Origin of the sequence: Saccharopolyspora sp. 6V (assembly GCF_020176785.1) — a bacterium.
Taxonomy (GTDB): domain Bacteria; phylum Actinomycetota; class Actinomycetes; order Mycobacteriales; family Pseudonocardiaceae; genus Saccharopolyspora_C; species Saccharopolyspora_C gregorii.
Genome location: NZ_JAIUKB010000014.1, coordinates 57,816 through 81,134 on the forward strand (window position 1 = coordinate 57,816; position 23,319 = coordinate 81,134).

A 23,319-nucleotide genomic window follows, 5' to 3' on the forward strand; every position below is an offset into this window, starting at 1 on the left:
GTCTCGCTCGTTGCATAGGTGTGACGCTCCTGACGTCGGTTAGTCGAGTCACATATGCGAGGCTCCCCGTTCGGGTGCGCTACTGCACTTGGCGGAGTGATGCCAGCGAGTAACGCGGCCAACGAAGGAACGCGGAGGTGCCGGATGGGTGTCGAGGTCAGGGTCGAGGGCTTGTCCAAGTCCTTCGGCGCGCAGACCATCTGGCGGGACGTGACGCTGACCCTGCCGACCGGCGAGATCAGCGTGCTGCTGGGTCCGTCGGGCACCGGCAAGTCGGTCTTCCTGAAGTCCTTGGTGGGGCTGCTGAAGCCGGAGCAGGGCAAGGTTCTGATCGACGGCGTCGACGTCTGCGACTGCGCGGAGAAGGACCTCTACGAGATCCGGAAGCTTTTCGGCGTGCTGTTCCAGGACGGCGCCTTGTTCGGCTCGATGAACCTCTACGACAACATCGCCTTCCCGCTGCGCGAGCACACCCGGAAGAACGAGTCCGAGGTGCGCCAGGTCGTGATGGAGAAGATGGAGATGGTCGGCCTGCTCGGTGCCGAGACCAAGCTGCCGGGCGAGATCTCCGGCGGCATGCGCAAGCGCGCCGGGCTCGCCAGGGCGCTGGTGCTCGATCCCGAGATCCTGCTGTTCGACGAGCCGGACTCCGGCCTGGATCCGGTGCGCACGGCCTACCTGAACCAGCTGATCGTGGACCTGAACGCGCAGATCGACGCGACCTGCCTGATCGTCACGCACGACATCAACACGGCCCGCACGGTGCCGGACAACATCGGGATGCTGTTCCGCCGCAACCTGGTGATGTACGGGCCGCGGGAGGTGCTGCTGACCTCGACGGAACCGGTGGTGGAGCAGTTCCTCAACGGCCGCAGGCAGGGCCCGATCGGGATGAGCGAGGAGAAGGACGCCGGCCAGGCGGCCGCCGAGCTCGCCGAGCTGCGCGGGGAGCAGGGCGTCCCGCACATCATGCCCCAGCTGGAGGCGACGCCGGGCCTGCCGGAGCGCACCGCGGTGCGGCGCAGGCAGGACCGGGTGATGGCGAACCTGGGTTCGCTGACCCCGTCGGCGCAGCAGGAGATCTTCAAGAGCCTCACCCCGCAGGAGCGGGAGCGCTACGGGATCCGCGAAGGAGCCCCGGCGACCGCGGGCGTGCGCAGCGGCACCCTGTCGCAGGGCGAGGTCGCGCAGGTACCGCAGCAGCCCGCCGCGGCCGCGCAGCAGGCTCCGCAGGGACCGGCCGAGCAGACGACGCCGAACCCGACGACGCCGAACCCCGCGACCCGGCACCCCGCCCCGCAGCAACCGGCGGCCGCCCCGCAGGGCAGGCCCGCTCAGACCCCGGGTTCGCACGGACCCGCCCAACCCGGACACGGGGCGCGCCCCTCGCCGCGGCCCCGCCCGCGCGGGGAACCGCCGCTGCAGTCCGGTTTCCAGCCCGATGACGAACCGGTGAGCGCGCGCCGCCGCTGGTTCGGACGCCGCAAAGGTGGTGAGCAGTGAGCGCACCGCCCACGCGATCGCGGGCGAGCAGCGCACGATCCTTCCCGGGATCGGGAGCATTGCGCGAGACGGGCCGGTTGTTCGCACTGGGACTGGACGTGGTCCGGTCCATCCCGAGCCGGCCGTTCCAGTTCCGTGAGTTCATCCAGCAGTGCTGGTTCATCGCCAGCGTGACCATCCTGCCCACCGCGCTGGTGGCGATCCCGTTCGGCGCGGTCATCGCGCTGCAGCTGGGTTCGCTGACCCGCCAGATCGGCGCCCAGTCGTTCACCGGTGGCGCGAGCGTGCTGGCGATCATCCAGCAGGCCAGCCCGATCGTGACGGCGCTGCTGATCGCCGGTGCCGGTGGTTCGGCGATCTGCGCCGACCTCGGCTCGCGGAAGATCCGCGACGAGATCGACGCGATGGAGGTGCTCGGCGTCTCCGTGGTGCAGCGGCTGGTGGTGCCGCGGGTGCTGGCGGCGATCCTGGTGGCGGTGCTGCTCAACGGCATGGTCAGCGTCGTCGGCGTGCTCGGCGGCTACTTCTTCAACGTGATCATGCAGGGCGGTACGCCCGGCGCCTACATGGCGAGCTTCAACGCGCTGGCGCAGCTGCCGGACGTGTGGATCAGCGAGCTCAAGGCCTTGATCTTCGGTTTCCTGGCGGGCGTGGTCGCGGCCTACCGCGGGTTGAACCCGCCGCCCGGGCCGAAGGGCGTGGGCGACGCGGTGAACCAGGCCGTGGTGATCACCTTCCTGCTGCTGTTCGCGGTGAACTTCATTCTGACCACGATCTACCTGCAGGTCGTGCCGCCCAAGGGGATGTGAGCGGGCATGACGACGATGACGCAGCGCTTGAAGAGCGTGGCTCGACGGCCACTTCAGATGCTCGACGATCTGGGCGACCAGATGTCGTTCTACCTGCGGACGCTGGGCTGGATCCCGAAGTCCGTCACCCGCTACGCCAAGGAGACGCTGCGGCTGCTGACCGAGGTCAGCTTCGGTAGCGGGGCGCTCGCGGTGATCGGCGGCACGGTCGGCGTGATGATCGGCATGACGCTGTTCACCGGCACCGTGGTGGGCCTGCAGGGCTACGCGGCGCTGAACCAGCTGGGCACCTCGGCGTTCGCCGGGTTCGTCTCGGCCTACTTCAACACCCGCGAGATCGCGCCGCTGGTCGCCGGGCTGGCGCTGTCGGCGACGGTCGGGTCCGGGTTCACCGCGCAGCTCGGCGCGATGCGGATCTCCGACGAGATCGACGCGCTGGAGGTCATGGGCGTGCCGAGCCTGCCGTACCTGGTGACGACCCGGGTGATGGCCGGGTTCGTGGCGGTGGTGCCGCTGTACGTGCTGGGGCTGCTCACCTCGTACCTGGCGGCGCGGACGGTGACGGTGCAGCTGTACGGGCAGTCGGCGGGCACCTACGACCACTACTTCAACCTGTTCCTCCCACCGGAGGACGTGCTGTGGTCCTTCGGGAAGGTGCTGGTCTTCAGCGTCGTGGTGATCATGACGCACTGCTACTACGGCTACCGGGCCAGCGGCGGTCCGGCGGGCGTCGGCGTCGCGGTGGGGCGCGCGGTGCGCACCGCGATCGTGACGACGGCCCTGCTCGACTTCTTCCTCAGCCTCGCGATCTGGGGCACCACGACGACGGTTCGGATCACGGGATGAGTACTCGCACGGCACTGCTCACGGTGCGGCGCAGGCTGCTCGGCCTGGCGCTGCTGATGGTCATCGTGCTGTTCCTGGCGTTCTCGATCGCCACCTACCAGCGGGCCTTCGAGTCCACTGTGAACGTGGTGCTGAAGGCGGCGTCCACCGGGAACCAGCTGATGCCGGACTCGGACGTCAAAGCCCGCGGCATGATCATCGGCCGGGTCTCCGAGGTGCGGCCTGTCGACGGCGGTGCGGAGTTGCACTTGGCGTTGGAGCCGGAGAAGGCGCGGTTGTTGCCGTCGAACGTGTCGGCGCGGTTGTTGCCGCGGACGTTGTTCGGGGAGCGGTACGTGTCGTTGGACGTGCCGGAGCGGGCGTCGTCGGTGCGGTTGGCTTCGGGTGATGTGATCTCGCAGGATCGGACGCGGGCGTCGGTGGAGTTGGAGACGGTGCTGGCGGACACGATGCCGGTGCTGGAGGCGATCCACCCGGACGATCTGGCGGTGACGTTGAATTCGTTGAGCCAGGCGTTGGACGGTCGTGGTGAGTCGATCGGGGACACGATCTCGCGGTTGAACGAGTACGTGGCGGGGTTGAACCCGTCGGTGCCGCAGTTGCAGGAGAACCTGCGGCAGCTGGTCGGGGTGGCGGAGACCTACGAGCAGGCGGCGCCGGACGTGCTGGCGGCGCTGGGTGATCTGTCGCAGACCTCGCGGACGTTGGTGGACCAGCAGGAGAACCTGCGCAGACTCACCTCCCAGCTGACGACCACGTCGAACGACGCCACCGGGTTCCTCGAAGCCAACGGCGACGACCTGATCCGGCTCGGCGAGTCGGCGCGGCCCACCGCGGACGTGTTCGCGAAGTACTCCCCGGCGTTCCCCTGCTTCCTCAAGGGCATGGCCGACTACGTGCCGCTGATCGACCAGGCGTTCGGCGTGGGCACGGAGGAACCGGGCCTGCACATCACGCTGGAGATCGTGCCGAACCGCGGCAAGTACGTCCCGAACCAGGACGAGCCGGTGTACGGCGACAAGCGCGGCCCGCGCTGCTACGACTTCGTGAACGGCCCCAAGCCCTTCCCGCAGTACCCGCCGGACGGCCCGCTCAACGACGGTTCGGTGCCGCCGCCGGCGTCCCGCACCGGCAACGACGGCCTGCTGCCCAGCGGCGGTGCTCCCGCGAGCACCACGCCGCAGGCGGCGCCCGCCTCCGACGACCTCGGAGTGCAGAACTCGCCGGCCGAACGGGACATGGTCTCGACGGTGCTGGCACCCACGATCGGTGAGCCCGCCCAGAACGTGCCCGGCTGGGGTTCGCTGCTGGTGGGCCCGGTCCTGCGCGGAGCGGAGGTGAGCTACCGGTGAACGCGCGCGGCGTCTTCGGCCCCCTGGTCAAATTCGGCATCTTCGTGCTCGTCACGTTGCTGGCGACCGGGGTCCTGGTGATCACCATCGCGAACAACGACCTGCGGTCCGCGGAGAACTACAAGGCCCGGTTTACCGACGCGACCGCCCTCAACGTGGGCGACGAGGTCCGCATCTCCGGCGTCAAGGTCGGCCAGGTCGAGGACGTGCAGGTGGTGGACCGGCGGACCGCCGAGGTCGAGTTCAGCGTCTCGGAGCGCAAGCTGCCCAAGTCGGTCCGGGCGACGATCAAGTACCGGAACCTGGTGGGGCAGCGCTACGTGGCGCTGGAGCAGGGCGCGGGCGCGCCGAACGACTACCTGCCCGCGGGCGGCACCATCCCGCTCGCCCAGACCAAACCGGCGCTGGACCTCACGGTGCTGCTCGGCGGGTTCAAACCGCTGTTCCAGGCGCTGTCGCCGGACGACGTGAACAAGTTGTCCTACGAGATCATCCAGGTCCTGCAGGGCGAGGGCGGCACGGTGCAGAGCCTGCTGTCGCACACCGCGTCGCTGACCTCCACGCTCGCCGCGAAGGACCAGGTGATCGGCGAGGTCGTCACCAACCTGAACAACGTGCTCGGCACCGTCAACGCCCGCGACGACCAGCTGTCCGGCCTGATCGTGCAGCTCCAGCAGGTCGTGTCCGGGCTGTCCGAGGACCGCGAGTCCATCGGGGACGCGGTGGGCGCGCTGGACGGGCTCACCAACACCACCGCCGGCCTGCTGACCGAGGCGCGACCGCCGCTGCAGCAGGACATCGCCGGGCTCGGCGAGCTGTCCAAGAACCTCAACGACAACGAGGACATCACCGAGCGGACCCTCCAGAACATGCCCGACAAGCTGGAGACGATCACGCGCACCGGTACGCACGGCGCCTGGTTCAACTTCTTCCTGTGCGGGCTGTCCGGGAAGGTCGGCATCGGCGACGTCAACATCCCGCTGCCGCTGATGCCCGTGACCCAGCCGAGGTGCCAAGGATGACGTCTTTCCAGAAACGCGATCCGCTGAAGATCGGCATCGCCGGCCTGCTGGTGCTGCTGATCGGGTTCGTCATCGCGATGAACTTCGAGCGGCTGCCGCTGATCAGCGGCAGCCGCTACCAGGCGAACTTCAGCGAGGCCGCCGGGCTGATGCCGGACAACGAGGTCCGGGTGGCCGGGGTGAAGGTCGGCACCGTCAGCTCCGTCGAGCTCGAAGGCGACCACGTGGCCGTCTCGTTCCGGGTCAAGGACACCTGGATCGGGAACAACACCACCGCCGCCATCAAGATCAAGACCTTGCTGGGGCAGAAGTACCTGGCGCTGGATCCGCGCGGTGACCGCGAGCAGTCCGGTTCGGACCCGATCCCGCTGAACCGGACCATGGCTCCCTACGACGTGATCGAGGCGTTCAGCGGCCTGCAGCGCACCGTCGGCAGCATCGACACCGAGCAGCTCGCCGAGAGCTTCCAGACGCTGTCCGACACGTTCTCCGACACCCCCGACGACGTGCGCGGCGCGCTCAACGGGCTGTCCGCGCTGTCGCAGACCATCTCCTCCCGCGACCAGCAGCTCAAGGAGCTGCTGGCGAACACCGCGAACGTCTCCCGCACCGTCGCCGACCGCAACGCCGAGTTCGAGAAGCTGCTCGCCGACGGGAACCTGCTGCTGCAGGAGGTCCGCGAGCGGCGCGACCAGATCAGCTCGCTGCTCGACGGCACCCGGGCCCTCTCCGCCCAGCTGAGCGGACTCGTCGACGACAACCAGGCGCAGCTCGGACCGACCCTGGCCCAGCTGGACAAGGTCACCAAGATGCTGCAGCGCAACCAGGACAACCTCGACCGCAGCATCGAGGCGTTCGGCCCGTTCACCCGGGTGTTCTCGAACGTGCTCGGCACCGGCCGCTGGTTCGACACCTACATCTGCGGTCTGCTGCCGCCCAGCGTCGGCCCGATCAACCCGGAGGGCTGCAAGCCATGAGCACCCGGAAACCACCCCTCACCAGCATGATCGCGATCGCCTGCGCGGTGGCGCTGCTGGCCACCGGTGCCGTGTGGTGGCTGTTCTACGGGGCGAACGAGAAGCGCGTCACCGCCTACTTCTCCGCCGCGGTCGGCGTCTACCCCGGTGGGGACGTGCGGATGCTCGGCGTCCCGATGGGCACCGTCGACCAGGTCGAACCGCACGGGCAGACCGTGAAGGTCACCATGTCGCTGGACCGCGACGTGGACGTGCCCGCCGAGGTGAACGCGGTGCTCGTCTCGCCGAGCGTCGTCAGCGACCGGTACGTGCAGCTCGCCCCGGTCTACAAGGGAGGGCCGAAGCTAGCCGACGGCGCCGTCATCCCGAAGGAGCGCACCGCCACCCCCGTCGAGCTCGACGAGGTGTACCGCAGCCTCAACGACATCACCGCGGCGCTCGGGCCGGACGGCGCGAACAAGGACGGGGCGCTGACCCGGCTGCTCGACACCGGTGCCGCCAACCTCGACGGCAACGGCCAGGCGCTCGCCGACACGCTGCAGCACCTCGGCCAGGCGGGCAGCACGCTCTCCGGCAGCAGCAAGGACCTGTTCGCCACCGTCGACAACCTGCAGCGGTTCACCACCATGCTCAACGACAACGACGAGCAGGTGCGCCGGTTCAACACCCAGATGCAGGACGTCAGCTCGTTGCTGGCGGGGGAGCGGGAGGACCTCGGCGCGTCCTTCGCCGAACTCGCCGTCGCGCTCGGCAAGGTCGAGCAGTTCGTGCGGGAGAACCGCGGGCAGCTCAAGTCCAACGTGGACCAGCTCAACGGCGTCGCCCAAGTGCTGGTGAACCAGAAGGCGGCCCTGTCCGAATCGCTGCGGGACGCGCCGCTGGCGCTGGGCAACCTGCAGAACTCCTACAACGCCGCCTCCGGGACCCTCGACACCCGCGCGGTCATCAACGAGCTGAACGAGCCGCCGCTGGTGGGGGTGTGCAAGCTCGTCCGCCAGCCCACCGCCGGAACCCCGCTGCAACTGCCGGACAACGTGCTCGACGCGTGCAACGCGATCCAGCCGGTGCTGGACGGGATCCTGCCGTTCACCAGCATCGCCGACCTGCTCTCGCAGGCGCAGGGCAACCCGCCCGCGCAGCAGAACGGCGCGGCCACCGGCGACCCGGCGCTGCCGCTCGGCGGCGTCGGCACCCCGCTCGTCACCGGAGGTGGCCAGTGATCGGCCGTGCAACCCCGGCCGGCCGTGCCGGGAAGGTCCTCGCCCTCGCCACCAGCGCGCTCGTGCTGGTGAGCGGCTGCGGGTTCACCGGCGTCTCCGGCTTACCCCTGCCCGGTGGCGCCGACCTCGGCGACAAGCCCTACCGGGTGAAGGTGCGCTTCGACGACGTGCTCGACCTGGTGCCCAACGCCGGGGTGCGGGTCAACGACGTGCCCGTCGGGCGGGTCAGCACGATCGGGCTCGCCGACGGCTCCTGGGACGCCGAAGCCGTTCTGGAGGTCAACCGGGACGTGAAGCTGCCCGGCAACGCCATCGCCCGGCTCCGCCAGTCCAGCCTGCTCGGCGAGAAGTACGTCGAACTCGCCGCGCCGCCCGCACCGGAAGCACCGCAGGGCCGGCTCATCAACGGCGACGTGATCAGTCTGGACCGCAGCGGCCGCAACCCCGAGGTCGAAGAAGTCCTCGGTGCGCTGTCCCTGCTGCTCAACGGCGGCGGCGTCGCCCAGCTGCAGAACATCACCCGCGAGCTCAACACCGCCCTCGACGGGCGGGAGGCCGACGCCCGCAGCCTGCTCGGAAACCTCGACGAACTCGTCGCCGGGCTCGACGCGCAGCGCGACGACATCACCCGCGCGCTGGACAGCGTCAACCGGCTCTCCGCCAGCCTCGACGCGCAGCGCGGCAACATCGACACCGCGCGGCGCGACCTCGAACCCGGGCTGAAGGTGCTCAACGACCAGCGGACCCAGCTGGTCACCATGCTGCAGTCGCTGGACGAGCTCTCCGGGGTCGCCACCGACGTGGTCAACCGCAGCCAGGACGACCTGGTGCACAACCTGCAGGCGCTGCAGCCGACGCTCGCGCAGCTCGAAGCCGCGGGCGACGACCTGCCGAAGTCCTTCGAGATCCTGCTGACCTACCCGTTCACCGACGGCGCCGTGCAGGGCATCAAGGGCGACTACACCAACCTGTACATCGACGCGGACCTCAACCTCACCAACATCCTCGGCAACATCGGCCGCTCCCGGCAGCCGCTGGTCCAGCTGCCCGGCGCCCCGCCGCTGCCGCTGCAACCGCAGCCCCAGCCCGGCACCACGGCCCCGCAGCCGCCCCCGGAGACGTCCACCGAGCCGAGCACCGAACCGGACGAGAAGGACGGCGGGCTGCTCGACTTCCTGTTCGGAGGCGATGACTGATGCTCACGCGCAAAACCCGCCTGCAGGTCATCGCGTTCGTGGTGATCGCGTTCGTCGGCATCGGTTACGCGGGCGCCCGCTACGCCGGGCTGGACCGGCTGCTCGGCCCCCGCGGCTACGTGGTGACCATGAACCTCGCCGATTCCGGCGGCATCTTCGACAACGCCGAGGTCACCTACCGGGGCGTGCCCATCGGACGCGTCGGGGAGATGAAGCTGACCTCCGACGGCATCGAAGTGCCCTTGGACATCGACGCGGGCCACGACCGCATCCCGCGGGACGTGGACGCCGTCGTCACCAACCGGTCCGCCGTCGGCGAGCAGTACGTCGACCTGCGGCCCCGGACCGGCTCCGGGCCGTACCTGAAGGACGGGTCGGTCATCGAGCGGCAGGCCACCAGCACGCCGCTGCCGGTCGAAGAGCTCATGACCAACCTGGACGACTTCTCCAAGTCGGTGCCCCCGGACTCGCTGCGGACCGTCGTCGACGAGCTCGGCACCGCGTTCCGCAACAACGGCGGCAACCTGCAGCGGGTGCTCGACACCACGCGCGAGTTCACCACCGAAGCCCAGCAGCACCTGCCGCAGACCCGGAAGCTGCTGGAGGACGGCACCACCGTGCTCGCCACCCAGAACGAGCAGGGCTCCGCGATCCGCTCCTACAGCTCCGACCTGCGGTTGCTGGCCGAGCAGCTGCGCAGCTCCGACCCGGACATCCGCAACCTGATCAAGCAGGCGCCGCCCGCCGCGCGCCAGGTCAGCGGGCTGCTCAACGAGACCGGGCCGCAGCTCGGCACCCTGGTGCGGAACCTCACCAGCACCACCGACCTGCTCGCCGCGAACACCGATGGGATCGAGCAGCTGCTGGTCACCTACCCGATGGTCTCCGCTGGCGGCTACAGCGTGGTGCCCGGCGACGGCACCGCCCACTTCGGGCTGGCGCTGAACATCTTCGACCCGCTGCCGTGCACGGCCGGTTACGAAGCGACCCAGAAGCGTGCGGGCAACGACCTGGCGCCGACACCGCTGAACACTGATGCACACTGTGCGGAGCCGCCGGGCAGCCCGATCAACGTGCGCGGCGCTCAGAACGCCCCCGGACAGTGAGCCAGCCCGACGGCACCGCGAAACGAGGTGAGCCGATGACCGAGAACGCGGCCGAACCCGGCCCGGAGACCGAGAACCGCCCGACCGCGAGACGACCGTGGCCCGTGCTGGTCTCGGGAATCGCGCTGGCCGTCGCCGTGGTGGCCGCCCTGGTCACCGGCATCACCTGGGCCGTCGCCGCCAGCAACGGCAACGCCGCCTACGCGGCCGAACGGGACGACGCGCTGCAGGCGGGCACCCAGGCGATCATCAACTTCAACACGCTGGACTTCCGCGACGTGCAGCCCGGGCTCGACCTGTGGGAGCGGTCCTCCACCGGCCCGCTGCACGAGGACGTGGTGCGCGGGCGGCAGCAGTACGCCGACAGCATCACGCAGGCCAAGACGGTCACCAAGGCGGAAGTCCTCTCCGCCGGGCTCACCGAGCTCAACGACCGCGCGGGCAAGGCCCGCATGATCGCGGTGGTGAAGGTCACCGTCACCCCGGAAGGCCAGCAGCCCGCCGAGAAGCGCAGCCGGTACCAGGCCGAACTGACCCGCGAGGGCCAGGACTGGAAGCTCAGCGTCCTCGGCCCCGTCGCGGTCGGCTGATCCCCCGAGCAAGCCGCCGAACCCGTACGCACTAGGAGTGGTTCCCGTGCCCCATCCCCGTCGTCCCGGATCGACGTCGCGGCGGCGCGTCGCCGGTCAGCGCAACCGCACCGGTTCGCAGAACTCCGGTTCGCGGATCGGGTTGAACCGGCCGGAGGAGGAGGCGACGCCGGCGGGTGCCGAATCGTCCGATGTGGACGGTTCGACGTCCGGTGTGCGGGAGTCCGCCGCGGAGGCCGGGCGGGAGGCCGCCGGTGACCGGGCTGCTGCGGTCGAGCAGGACGGTGCCGACGACCAGGATTCCGTTGCTGCTGACCAGGAATCCGGTGCCGCCGACGAGGAATCCGGTGCCGCCGACGAGGAGACCGCTCGGTCCGCGTCCTCCACGGTCGCCTCGGAGGGCGAGCCCGCAGGCACCGGCGACGCCCTCGAACCGGACGATTCCGGGGAAGCGGACTCCGACGGGACCGAGCAGCGCTTCCACGCCGTCGCCGACCTGCCCGCCGACGACCGGACCGGCACCGAACCCGCCGACCCGTCCGGCGCGGCCGAGCCCGGAGCGGACCAGCCCACCGATGAGCACGGCGGCGCCGACGCCGAGCGGAGCCGGAACACCGGGCTCGTCGCCGCCCTGCTCGCGGTGACCGTCGTGCTCGCCGGACTCGCGACCTGGTTCGGCGTCGAGGCCTACGGCGCGTTCTACGGCAATCGGGCGCTCGCCGACCAGGCAGGCACCAGCGAGGTGAACGGGCAGATCACCGACGGCGTCGAGAAGATCTTCTCCTACGACTTCGCCGACACCGGCAAGACCGAGCGCGCGGCGAAGGACCTGCTCGTCGGCCGCGCCGTCGGTGAGTACGAGCAGCTGTTCACCACCGTCAAGCAGCAGGCGCCCATCCAGAAGCTGGTCGTCACCACCACGGTCAAGGCCAGCAGCGTCACCCGGTTGGAAGGCGACCGCGCCGAGGTGCTGCTGTTCGTGGACCAGAACGCCACCCGCACCGACATCGGCGGCGAACCGTCGGTCGGGCCCGCGCAGGTCGTCATCAGCGCGGAGCGGCACGGCGACCAGTGGAAGATCGCGAACATCAGCCAGCACTGACCGCCCGCGGCGAGCGCCCCGCACCGGTGCGCTCGCCGATCTGGGCTGGCCGCCGGTCTGGGCTAGCGCGATCAGGGCCCGACGTGCAGGTGCGCCGACCAGCGCGACGGCATGTCCGGGAACTCGGCGCGCAGCCGCCGGGCCACGTCGTGCAGGGCGTGCGAGGAACGGCCGGTGTCGAACTCCTCCGCGCCGAACACCGCCTCGTAGACCTCCGAGTGCACCTCCAGCGCGCACTCCTCGTCGACCTCCCACAACGAGCCGATGACGTGCGCGAAGCCCGCGAAGCCCAGGGCCGTCGCCAGCGGCACCGCCGCCGCCGACGGGGCGTCCACGAAGGTCGAGCAGCGGCCCAGGTAGCCGAACTCCGTCTGGTGCAGGCCCAGCTGGCCCATCTCGACCAGCCCCAGCCCCCGCTGCGGCGGTTCCCGGTCCAGCACCAGTCCGGCCGCGGGCTGCGCCGGGTACTGGGCGCTCGGTTCGCACACGTGCACCCACGCCGCGCCGGGCAGCAGCTGCTGCAGCTCCGTGGCCGACGTCGTCGCCGGGGACAGCACCTCCGCGTCCGGCCAGTAACGGGCGAGGATCTGGTTCTCCCTGGGCAGCTCCCGCGCGCCCGGCTCCAGCGAGTCCGCCGCCACCAGCGCCCGGCCCTGGTCCGGGACCGGCCGGTGCCGGGTCTCGTTCAACGCGCCCAGCGTCGGGGCGTACGAGGACACCACCCGGTCCAGGGTGCTCGCCCCGTCCCGCGCCGCGGCCGCGTGCAGCGGCAGGAAGCCCAGCGGCCCCAGCACGCACCACCACAGCCGCGGCCAGCGCTGGCCCTCCGCCGGCGGCTGCACGTATCCCATCCGGTCCAGCACCGGGCGGGTGACGTTGTGCCACGCCCAGTCCAGCGCCTCCAGCAGCGCGCGCTGATCGCGCTGGTCGGTCACGCCTAACCCGGCCCTGGCCTGCTCGGCGGCCGCCTCCGGGCCCGCGCCCGGCAGCGGGACGGTCAGCACCCGGCCCGCGACCAGCACCAGCGCGTCCGAGCGGTACCGGCTCAGGTTGACCAGCACCACCGAGCCCTCCTCGCCCTCCCCGGCGAGGTCGGCGAACGGGCGCAACCGCAGGTGGTTCGCGTGCGCCGGATCGGAGCGCACCTCGCGCAGCAGGTCTTCCCATGCGTCGACCAGCCGGGCGCGCAGCGCGCCGCCCTCCGCCGGGTCGGTGAGCGCGGGCTCGCCCGGTGGCCGGTCCAGCAGCCGGCGAAGCCGGACGGCTTCGTCGGCGAGCTCCGGGTGGTCGCGGTGCAGCGCACCGAGCTCGCCGCCCGCGGGCAGGAAGTCCGACAGCAGCGCGGCGTGGCCGTGTTCCAGCAGCTCCACGGCGCGCTCCGGTTCGCCGTTCTCCACCGCGCACGCGGCCGCGTCCGCGGCGATCCGCGCCCACCGCTGCTGCATCGCGGGGGCGGCCACCGCCCGCTTCGCCCGGGTGACCAGCGGCAGCAGTTCCACCGCCGTGGTGAATGACTCCACCGCCTCCGACCAGCGCTGGGCACCCGCGGCGAGCCTGCCGTTCAGGCTCGCGGCCCGCAGCCGCTGATCGGCGGGTGCGGACGGCTGCGCGGCGGCCTCGGCGAGCACCCGCCGCGCCCAGCGGTAGAACCGGCGCCTGCCGGTGCGCTGGTGCAGCGACTGCAGGGCCCGGCCCAGGTGGGTGGCCACGGCGGCCCGCTCCGGCGCGTCGGCGGACATCGCCTCCAGCGCGCGGTCGAACCACTCCACGGCGGCTTCCAACTCGCCGGTGCGGGTGGTGCGGCGGAACCGGTGCGCGGCGATCACGCCGAGCTGCGCCCACGCCAGGTGCTGCGGGGTCTCGGGCGCGGTGGCCGCTTGGTCGCACACCTGCTTGGCGCGGTCCAGGTCGTCCTCGTCCGCGGTGTTCTCGTAGCGGGTCAGCAGGGTCAGCGCCAGCGAGTGCAGCACCTTGCCGTCCAGCGATCCCTCGGCCGACGCCTCCCCGGCGGCGACCGCGGTGTCGAGCGCGTCGGCCTCCGCGCCGTGCAGGAAGTGCCTGCGCAGCAAGGCCCCGTAGCCGGCGAGCGCGAACGACCGCTCGGGGTCCTCGGCCGCCATGCCGCGGGCGCTCACCGCGTAGGCGCGCAACGTGCGGCGCAGCGGGCCCGGCTCGCCGGTGCTGTCCACGTGCTCGGCGGTCGATTCGGCCAGCAGCACCAGAGCGCGCCCGAGCAGCGGGTGCCCGGGGCTGAGCACGCCCAGCACGCCGATCAGCTCGCCGATGCCCGCCTCCAGGTCGGCGAGGTCCCCGGCCTGCTCGAAGCGCAGCCGCAACGCGCTGGCCAGGTGGCACAGCGCTCCCCGGCGCGCCTCCCCGTCGGCCAGCCCGTCGGCCCCGCGCCGCAGGTGCGTGATGCCTTCGTCCAGGTCCTGCGCCGAGCCGTTGCGCTGGTAGCGGCGCAGCAGCGCGGCACCCAGGTTGATCCGCAGCTCCGCGGCCTCGGTGCCCCCGCCGCGGGAGGCCGCCCGCGCCGCCTCCCGGAACACGTCGATCGACTCGTCGTCCGAGCGGGGGTCGCCCGCGAGGCGCGCGTGCGTCTTCAATGCGTTCGCCAGCCGGACCAGGGTCATGATCCGCCGCGGATCGCGCCGCGGCGTCTGCTCGGTGGCCAGCCGGGCCGCGCGCACCGATTCCGCGGCGTGCGCGGGGTCCTCCCCGGTGACGGCGAGCTCGGTCAGCGCCAGCGCCAGGTTGCACTGGTAGAGCACCAGGTCGGGGTCGTCCTGGTGCGCGCCGGTCGAGGCGTCCCGGTAGTAGCCGACCGCGTCCTCCAGGTCCTCGACCTGCTTGCTCTGCAAGTACCGCAGCTGGGCGGCGCTGCCGAGGTTGTTCAGCACGCCCGCGCGCGCCGGATCGCGGTCGTCGAGCACGCCCGCGGTCGCGCGGAACACCTCGGTCACCCAGGGCAGCTGCTCGAAGTCGAGGGTGGAGATGACGGCGTTCATCGCGGTGATGGCGTCGGCGTACCGCTGCTGCGGGCTTGGGCGGTCCTGGGCGGTCGCTCGGGTGGTGTCCGCGGGGGCGCTGGGCCGGGCCTGGCCGCCGGAGCGGTCCGCCGCGGCCTGGCCCTCCGCGGAGCTGAACCACGACGCTCCGGCATCGGCGCGCTGCTGATCCCCGGTCGAACGCGCTCGCCCGTCGGCGAGTTCGTCCGGCCGACCCGCATCGTCATTCATCCCGATTCTCCTGTGGCATGCTCACACGACTACCAGCGTCGCGGCGTCGCGGGGCGTTTCACCGTACCGATGTTCACCGGTACCGAATAGCCCGTGCGTTCGCTGCGGGGAGTCGAGGACCGGTGCACCCGCTCCGTGCACGAACCGCGACCCCCTGCGAGGTCAGCCGGGCGGCGTTTCCCGGCCGCACTCCCCGCTGGAACACCTGGGCGGAGGCCTGCGGCGTGAGATGGCCGACAACGCCGGCGGCTTTCTGGATCATAGGCGAACCGGGGTGCTCCCCGGTGGCGGAAACCGGTGAATCCGAGTGCTGTGCGCGATCGGAGCGGTCGGTTCCGGCGGGCGCCGACCCTGGCGGAAAGTCGCCTGAACTACCACTCGGTGAAGCCTTGACCAGGCGGAACGGGCCTGTTGGCGATCACGTGTAGTGATCGTGTCTTGCGCCACGAGGGTGATCGGAGCGTGATCTCTTGACTGTCGGCGGCGGCGGGTTCACTCTGGTTCCCAACACGGGCAGGGCCTCGCGAGGTGCGGCTCCGCAGACGACTTCCGGGACGGTTCGTCGGCGGGCCCCTCGACAGGTGGCGTCGTAGCGTCTAGACTGCTACTTTGCGCTGCCCTCTTTCCGCCCTCCCCATGACGGGATCTAGGATCGTGGGCGCCATTGCACCCTTGACAGTCGTGTTAGCTGGTTGCCAACGCCTCCTGACGCGGCTGTAGCCAGTTCAGAGTCCCGGAAGGACGCATCTTGGCAGTCTCCCGCGCGACCAAGGTCTCTGCAGCTTCCAACTACACGTCGGGGATCGCTGGGGCACCCAGGCGGGTCTCGTTCGCGAACATCCGCGAACCGTTGGAAGTACCTGATCTGCTCGATCTGCAGGTCCAGTCCTTCGAATGGCTTGTCGGCGACGAGGCCTGGTTCCAGCGCCGGGTCGACGCCGGCGACGAAAGCCCTGTCGGTGGCCTGGAAGAAGTCCTCAGCGAGATCTCCCCGATCGAGGACTTCTCCGGATCGATGTCCCTGTCCTTCACGGATCCGCGCTTCGACGAGGTCAAGGCCTCGGTTGACGAGTGCAAGGACAAGGACATGACCTACGCGGCCCCGCTGTTCGTCACGGCGGAGTTCACCAACCACACCACTGGCGAGATCAAGAGCCAGACGGTGTTCATGGGTGACTTCCCGGTCATGACCGACAAGGGCACCTTCATCATCAACGGCACCGAGCGCGTCGTGGTGTCCCAGCTCGTGCGCTCGCCCGGCGTCTACTTCGACAGCTCGGTCGACAAGACGACGGACAAGGACGTCTACAGCGTCAAGATCATTCCCAGCCGCGGTGCGTGGCTGGAGTTCGACGTCGACAAGCGCGACACCGTCGGTGTCCGCATCGACCGCAAGCGCCGCCAGCCGGTGACGGTGCTGCTGAAGGCCCTGGGCTGGAGCGCGGAGGCGATCCGCGAGCGGTTCGGCTTCTCCGAGACGCTGATGGCGACGCTGGAGAAGGACCACACCGCCGGTCAGGACGAGGCGCTGCTCGACATCTACCGCAAGCTGCGCCCGGGCGAACCGCCGACCAAGGAGAGCGCGCAGACCCTCCTGGAGAACCTGTTCTTCAAGGAGAAGCGCTACGACCTGGCCCGCGTCGGCCGCTACAAGGTCAACAAGAAGCTGGGCCTGGAGCTGCCGTTCGACTCCGGCGTCCTCACCGAGGACGACATCGTCACCACCATCGAGTACCTGGTCCGCCTGCACGCGGGCGAGACCTCGATGGGCGAGGGCGACCTGGAGGTGCCGGTCGAGGTCGACGACATCGACCACTTCGGCAACCGCCGCCTGCGCACCGTCGGCGAGCTGATCCAGAACCAGGTCCGCGTCGGCCTGTCCCGCATGGAGCGCGTCGTCCGCGAGCGGATGACCACCCAGGACGTCGAGGCGATCACGCCGCAGACGCTGATCAACATCCGTCCCGTGGTGGCGGCGATCCGCGAGTTCTTCGGCACCTCGCAGCTGTCGCAGTTCATGGACCAGACCAACCCGATCGCGGGCCTGACGCACAAGCGTCGGCTCTCCGCGCTCGGTCCGGGCGGTCTGTCCCGGGAGCGCGCGGGCATGGAGGTCCGCGACGTCCACCCCTCGCACTACGGCCGCATGTGCCCGATCGAGACGCCGGAAGGCCCGAACATCGGCCTGATCGGCTCGCTGGCCACGTTCGCGCGGGTCAACCCGTTCGGCTTCATCGAGACGCCGTACCGCAAGGTCGTCGACGGCCGGGTCACCGACCAGATCGACTACCTGACCGCCGACGAAGAGGACCGCTACGTCAAGGCGCAGGCCAACGCGCCGATCGACGACGACGGCGTGTTCCTCGACGACCGCGTGCTGGGTCGCCGGAAGGGCGGCGAGGTCGAGCTCCTCGCCCCGACCGAGATCGACTACATGGACGTCTCGCCGCGGCAGATGGTCTCCGCCGCGACCGCGATGATCCCGTTCCTCGAGCACGACGACGCGAACCGCGCGCTGATGGGCGCGAACATGCAGCGCCAGGCGGTGCCGCTGCTGCGCAGCGAGTCCCCGCTGGTCGGCACCGGCATGGAGCTCCGCGCCGCCGTCGACGCCGGTGACGTGGTGACCGCCGACAAGGCCGGTGTGATCGAGGAGATCTGCGCCGACTACGTGACGGTGATGGCCGACGACGGCACCCGGCACACCTACCGGCTGCAGAAGTTCAACCGCTCGAACCACGGCACCTGCACCAACCAGAAGCCGATCGTGAACGAAGGCGATCGCGTCGAGGTCGGTCAGGTCATCGCGGACGGGCCGTGCACCCAGAACGGCGAGATGGCGCTGGGCAAGAACCTGCGCGTGGCCATCATGCCGTGGGAGGGGCACAACTACGAAGACGCGATCATCCTGTCCCAGCGCCTGGTGCAGGACGACGTGCTCACCTCGATCCACATCGAGGAGCACGAGGTCGACGCCCGCGACACCAAGCTCGGTGCCGAGGAGATCACCCGGGACATCCCGAACGTCTCCGAGGACGTGCTGGCCGACCTCGACGAGCGCGGCATCATCCGCATCGGTGCCGAGGTGCAGGGCGGCGACATCCTGGTCGGCAAGGTCACGCCGAAGGGCGAGACCGAGCTGACCCCGGAGGAGCGGCTGCTGCGCGCGATCTTCGGCGAGAAGGCCCGCGAAGTCCGCGACACCTCGCTGAAGGTGCCGCACGGCGAGACCGGCAAGGTCATCGGCGTCCGCGTCTTCAACCGCGACGAGGACGACGAGCTGCCCCCGGGCGTCAACGAGCTGGTCCGCGTCTACGTGGCGCAGAAGCGCAAGATCCAGGACGGCGACAAGCTCGCCGGCCGGCACGGCAACAAGGGCGTCATCGGCAAGATCCTGCCGATCGAGGACATGCCGTTCACCGAGGACGGCACCCCGGTCGACATCATCCTGAACACCCACGGTGTGCCGCGACGGATGAACATCGGTCAGGTGCTGGAGACCCACCTCGGGTGGATCGCCTCGCAGGGCTGGTCCATCGACGGCGACCCGGACTGGGCCAAGCGCCTGCCCGCGGACCTCTACGAGGTGGAGGCCGGCACCAACACCGCCAGCCCCGTCTTCGACGGTGCCCGCGAGGAGGAGATCACCGGCCTGCTCGGCTCCACCCTGCCGAACCGCGACGGTGAGCGGATGGTCAAGGCCAACGGCAAGGCGCAGCTGTTCGACGGCCGCAGCGGGGAGCCGTACCCGTACCCGGTGGCCCTCGGCTACATGTACATCCTGAAGCTGTCGCACCTGGTGGACGACAAGATCCACGCCCGGTCGACCGGCCCGTACTCGATGATCACCCAGCAGCCGCTGGGCGGTAAGGCGCAGTTCGGTGGTCAGCGCTTCGGTGAGATGGAGTGCTGGGCCATGCAGGCCTACGGTGCCGCGTACACCCTGCAGGAGCTGCTGACGATCAAGTCCGACGACGTCATCGGCCGCGTGAAGGTGTACGAGGCGATCGTCAAGGGCGAGAACATCCCGGACCCGGGTATCCCGGAGTCGTTCAAGGTGCTCCTCAAGGAGCTGCAGTCGCTGTGCTTGAACGTGGAGGTGCTCTCCACGGACGGTGCTGCCATCGAGATGCGCGACGGAGACGACGAGGACCTGGAGCGTGCCGCGGCGAACCTCGGCATCAACCTGTCCCGGAACGAGTCCCCCTCGGTGGACGACGTCGTTCAGTGACCTCGCCGCCGGTCCGCGGGCATGTGCCTGCCCGCGGACCGGCCATCGACCCAACCTGGCATTCCCGGCCGGTAGCCGGCCGGACCTTTCGACTAAGGGAGAAGACCCGACGTGCTGGACGTCAACTTCTTCGATGAACTCCGCATCGGCCTCGCCACGGCCGACGACATCCGCCAGTGGTCGTTCGGCGAGGTCAAGAAGCCCGAGACGATCAACTACCGAACCCTGAAGCCGGAGAAGGACGGGCTCTTCTGCGAGAAGATCTTCGGTCCGACCCGCGACTGGGAATGCTACTGCGGCAAGTACAAGCGGGTCCGCTTCAAGGGCATCATCTGCGAGCGCTGCGGCGTCGAGGTGACCCGGGCCAAGGTGCGCCGCGAGCGGATGGGGCACATCGAGCTCGCCGCTTCGGTGACCCACATCTGGTACTTCAAGGGCGTTCCGAGTCGGCTGGGCTACCTGCTCGACCTGGCTCCCAAGGATCTCGAAAAGATCATTTACTTCGCCGCGTACGTGATCACTTCGGTGAACACCGAGATGCGGCACAACGACCTGTCCACGCTCGAGAACGAGATGGCGGTCGAGCGCAAGCGGGTCTCCGACCAGCGTGACGCGGACCTCGAAGCCCGTGCCCAGAAGCTCGAAGCCGACCTGGCCGAGCTCGAGGCCGAGGGTGCGAAGAGCGACGTGCGCCGCAAGGTCAAGGAGGGCGGCGAGCGCGAGATGCGCCAGCTGCGCGACCGCTCGCAGCGCGACATCGACAAGCTCGACGAGATCTGGGAGACCTTCACCAAGCTGGAGCCCCGTCAGCTGATCTCGGACGAGATGCTCTACCGCGAGCTCTACGACCGGTACGGCGAGTACTTCACCGGCGGCATGGGTGCCGAGTCCATCCAGGCGCTGCTGCAGGACTTCGACATCGGTGCCGAGGCCGAGCTGCTGCGCGAGACGATCCGCTCCGGCAAGGGGCAGAAGAAGCTGCGCGCGCTCAAGCGGCTCAAGGTCGTCGCCGCGTTCCAGGCCACCGGGAACAACCCCGGCGGCATGGTGCTCAACTGCGTGCCGGTGATCCCGCCGGACCTGCGTCCGATGGTCCAGCTCGACGGTGGCCGCTTCGCCACCTCGGACCTGAACGACCTGTACCGCCGGGTCATCAACCGCAACAACCGCCTCAAGCGACTGATCGACCTCGGCGCGCCCGAGATCATCGTCAACAACGAGAAGCGGATGCTGCAGGAGTCCGTGGACGCGCTGTTCGACAACGGTCGTCGCGGGCGCCCGGTCACCGGGCCCGGCAACCGGCCGCTGAAGTCGCTGTCCGACCTGCTCAAGGGCAAGCAGGGCCGCTTCCGCCAGAACCTGCTCGGCAAGCGCGTCGACTACTCCGGCCGTTCGGTCATCGTCGTCGGCCCGCAGCTGAAGCTGCACCAGTGCGGCCTGCCGAAGGAGATGGCGGTCGAGCTGTTCAAGCCGTTCGTCATGAAGCGGCTGGTGGACCTCAACCACGCGCAGAACATCAAGTCCGCGAAGCGGATGGTGGAGCGCCAGCGCCCGCAGGTGTGGGACGTGCTGGAAGAGGTCATCGCCGAGCACCCGGTGCTGCTCAACCGTGCTCCCACGCTGCACCGCCTGGGCATCCAGGCCTTCGAGCCGCAGCTGGTCGAAGGCAAGGCCATCCAGCTGCACCCGCTGGTGTGCGAGGCGTTCAACGCCGACTTCGACGGTGACCAGATGGCGGTGCACCTGCCGCTGTCGGCCGAGGCGCAGGCCGAGGCCCGGATCTTGATGCTGTCCAGCAACAACATCCTCTCGCCCGCGTCGGGTCGCCCGCTGGCGATGCCGCGTCTGGACATGGTCACCGGCCTGTACCACCTGACCAGGCTGGTCGAGGGTGCACCGGGTGAAGGCCAGGCGTTCTCCTCCGTGGGCGAGGCCATCATGGCCTTCGACCGCGGCGGGCTCTCGCTGCAGGCGAAGATCCGGATCCGGCTCCGCGACGTGGTCCCCGCCAAGGAGGCCACGCCGGAGGACTGGGAGCCGGGCAAGCCGTGGCTCGCCGACACCACGCTCGGCCGGGTGTTCTTCAACGAGCTCCTGCCCGAGGACTACCCGTTCGTCAACGACCTGCTGCCGAAGAAGCGGCAGGCGGCGATCGTCAACGACCTCGCCGAGCGGTACCCGATGGTCACCGTCGCCCAGACGCTGGACAAGCTGAAGGACGCCGGTTTCCACTGGGCCACCCGTTCCGGCGTGACCGTGTCGATCTCCGACGTGGTCGTCCCGCCGCAGAAGAGCGAGATCCTCGACTCCTACGAGCAGCGCGCCGAGCAGGTGGAGAAGCGCTACCGCCGTGGTGCGCTGTCCTACCAGGAGCGCAACGCGGAGCTCGTCAAGGTCTGGACGGCGGCCAAGGACGAGGTCGCCGAGGCCATGGAGAAGAACTTCCCCGAGGACAACTCGATCAGCATGATCGTGAAGTCCGGGGCGGCGGGCAACATGACCCAGGTCGTGCAGCTGGCCGGCATGCGTGGCCTGGTGTCGAACCCGAAGGGCGAGTACATCCCGCGCCCGATCAAGGCGAACTACCGCGAAGGCCTGTCCGTGCTGGAGTACTTCATCTCCAACCACGGTGCCCGCAAGGGTCTGGCCGACACGGCGCTGCGCACCGCCGACTCGGGTTACCTGACCCGTCGTCTGGTGGACGTCTCGCAGGACGTCATCGTGCGGGAGACCGACTGCGGCACCGAGCGCGGCATCAAGATGCCGATCGCCGAGGTGCTGCCGGACGGCACGGTGCTGCGCGACGCGCACGTCGAGACCAGCATCTACGCCCGCACGACCGCCGAGGACGTCACGGACTCGGACGGCAACATCGTGCTCGCCCGCGGTTCCGACCTGGGCGACCCGGCGATCGAGAAGCTGCTCGCGGCCAAGATCTCCAAGGTCAAGGTCCGCAGCGTGCTGACCTGCGAGTCCGGCGTCGGCGTCTGCGCGGTCTGCTACGGCCGCTCGATGGCCACCGGCAAGCTGGTGGACGTCGGCGAGGCCGTCGGCATCGTCGCCGCCCAGTCGATCGGTGAGCCCGGCACGCAGCTGACGATGCGCACCTTCCACCAGGGCGGTGTCGCCGGTGACGACATCACCACCGGTCTGCCGCGTGTCACGGAGCTGTTCGAAGCCCGGGTCCCGAAGGGCAAGGCGCCGATCGCCGACGCCCCCGGACGGATCCGGATGGAGGACAACGACCGGTACTGGAAGATCACGGTCATCCCGGACGACGGCAGCGAGGAGATCGTCTACGACAAGCTGTCCAAGCGGCAGCGGCTCGCGACGATCTCGGTGGACGGCAGCGAGCGGCAGATCGCGGACGGCGACCATGTCGACGTCGGCCAGCAGCTGCTGGAAGGCGCCGTCGACCCGCACGAGGTGCTGCGCGTGATGGGGCCCCGCGAGGCCCAGCTGCACCTGGTCCGCGAGGTCCAGGAGGTCTACCGCTCGCAGGGCGTCGGCATCCACGACAAGCACGTGGAGGTCATCGTCCGGCAGATGCTGCGGCGCGTCATCATCATCGACTCGGGTGCGACGGAGTTCCTGCCCGGCTCGCCGGTGGAGCGCTCGCAGTTCGAGGGCGAGAACCGCCGCGTGGTGGCCGAGGGCGGCGACCCGGCTTCGGGCCGTCCGGTGCTGATGGGCATCACCAAGGCCTCGCTGGCCACGGAGTCCTGGCTGTCGGCGGCCTCCTTCCAGGAGACGACCCGCATCCTCACGAACGCCGCGATCGAGGGCGCGAGTGACAAGCTGGTCGGCCTGAAGGAGAACGTGATCATCGGTAAGTTGATCCCGGCCGGTACCGGCATCAACCGCTACCGCAACATCCAGGTGCAGCCGACCGAGGAGGCGCGGGCCGCGGCGTACGCGATCCCGTCCTACGACGACGGCTACTACACGCCGGACGTGTTCGGCGCAGGCACCGGTGCCGCGGTGCCGCTGGACGACTACGACTTCGGTCGCGACTACCGGTGATCCGGTAGGCGGCCGCAGGTCGCGGAGCAGTGCACGGGAGGTCCCCGCTCGGGTTCGAGCGGGGACCTCCCGCTGTTCGGGGCGCGTGGCCGCGAACCCGCGG

The 23,319-nt window shown here is 69.9% G+C and carries 13 protein-coding genes and 1 pseudogene; 13 read left to right on the plus strand and 1 reads right to left on the minus strand.

Annotated elements, in window-relative coordinates; translation table 11 throughout:
- Positions 1 to 144: 144 nt before the first annotated feature.
- The 11 genes and pseudogenes from LCD35_RS02815 to LCD35_RS02865 form a co-directional block, all read left to right on the plus strand.
- Positions 145 to 1,323, plus strand: a pseudogene (locus tag LCD35_RS02815) (ABC transporter ATP-binding protein); the annotation flags it as partial.
- Between the two features lie 176 nt (positions 1,324 to 1,499).
- Positions 1,500 to 2,312 carry an ABC transporter permease gene (locus LCD35_RS02820; RefSeq protein WP_225043659.1) on the plus strand — a complete coding sequence of 271 codons (813 nt, stop codon included), beginning with the start codon at positions 1,500 to 1,502 and terminating at the stop codon, positions 2,310 to 2,312.
- A gap of 15 nt (positions 2,313 to 2,327) precedes the next feature.
- Positions 2,328 to 3,158 (plus strand): MlaE family ABC transporter permease, encoded by an 831-nt coding sequence (locus tag LCD35_RS02825; RefSeq protein ID WP_374108025.1) that lies wholly within the window; start codon positions 2,328 to 2,330, stop codon positions 3,156 to 3,158.
- On the plus strand, positions 3,155 to 4,510 hold the full coding sequence (locus LCD35_RS02830; protein WP_224967149.1) for an MCE family protein: 1,356 nt from the start codon (positions 3,155 to 3,157) through the stop codon (positions 4,508 to 4,510). The genes LCD35_RS02825 and LCD35_RS02830 overlap by 4 nt, the downstream gene beginning before the upstream one ends.
- Positions 4,507 to 5,532, plus strand: coding sequence for an MCE family protein (locus LCD35_RS02835; protein WP_224956697.1), 1,026 nt, complete (start codon positions 4,507 to 4,509; stop codon positions 5,530 to 5,532). The genes LCD35_RS02830 and LCD35_RS02835 overlap by 4 nt, the downstream gene beginning before the upstream one ends.
- On the plus strand, positions 5,529 to 6,509 hold the full coding sequence (locus LCD35_RS02840) for an MCE family protein (protein ID WP_225043661.1): 981 nt from the start codon (positions 5,529 to 5,531) through the stop codon (positions 6,507 to 6,509). Before LCD35_RS02835 ends, LCD35_RS02840 begins: the two co-directional genes overlap by 4 nt.
- Positions 6,506 to 7,729, plus strand: a complete 1,224-nt coding sequence (locus LCD35_RS02845; protein ID WP_224956693.1) for an MCE family protein — start codon at positions 6,506 to 6,508, stop codon at positions 7,727 to 7,729. Before LCD35_RS02840 ends, LCD35_RS02845 begins: the two co-directional genes overlap by 4 nt.
- On the plus strand, positions 7,729 to 8,925 hold the full coding sequence (locus LCD35_RS02850) for an MCE family protein (protein ID WP_374108026.1): 1,197 nt from the start codon (positions 7,729 to 7,731) through the stop codon (positions 8,923 to 8,925). Before LCD35_RS02845 ends, LCD35_RS02850 begins: the two co-directional genes overlap by 1 nt.
- The gene (locus LCD35_RS02855; RefSeq protein WP_224956691.1) at positions 8,925 to 10,031 is read left to right on the plus strand and encodes an MlaD family protein; all 1,107 of its coding nucleotides are present in this window, start codon (positions 8,925 to 8,927) and stop codon (positions 10,029 to 10,031) included. The genes LCD35_RS02850 and LCD35_RS02855 overlap by 1 nt, the downstream gene beginning before the upstream one ends.
- 35 nt (positions 10,032 to 10,066) lie before the next feature.
- Complete coding sequence (locus LCD35_RS02860) at positions 10,067 to 10,621, plus strand: hypothetical protein (protein ID WP_224956690.1); 555 nt, start codon at positions 10,067 to 10,069, stop codon at positions 10,619 to 10,621.
- Between the two features lie 46 nt (positions 10,622 to 10,667).
- On the plus strand, positions 10,668 to 11,723 hold the full coding sequence (locus LCD35_RS02865; protein WP_225043663.1) for a hypothetical protein: 1,056 nt from the start codon (positions 10,668 to 10,670) through the stop codon (positions 11,721 to 11,723).
- 71 nt (positions 11,724 to 11,794) lie between these two features.
- Here LCD35_RS02865 and LCD35_RS02870 read toward each other — a convergent pair whose 3' ends face one another.
- A complete protein-coding gene (locus tag LCD35_RS02870) occupies positions 11,795 to 14,962 on the minus strand; it encodes a CHAT domain-containing protein (RefSeq protein ID WP_225043664.1) in 3,168 nt (1,055 codons plus the stop codon).
- Between the two features lie 748 nt (positions 14,963 to 15,710).
- Between LCD35_RS02870 and rpoB the strand changes: the two genes are divergently transcribed.
- Both rpoB and LCD35_RS02880 read left to right on the plus strand, forming a co-directional pair.
- Entirely contained in the window at positions 15,711 to 19,193 is a 3,483-nt protein-coding gene (rpoB, locus tag LCD35_RS02875) for a DNA-directed RNA polymerase subunit beta (protein ID WP_224956687.1), read from the plus strand.
- 111 nt (positions 19,194 to 19,304) lie between these two features.
- On the plus strand, positions 19,305 to 23,216 hold the full coding sequence (locus LCD35_RS02880; RefSeq protein ID WP_224956686.1) for a DNA-directed RNA polymerase subunit beta': 3,912 nt from the start codon (positions 19,305 to 19,307) through the stop codon (positions 23,214 to 23,216).
- Positions 23,217 to 23,319 lie beyond the last annotated feature (103 nt).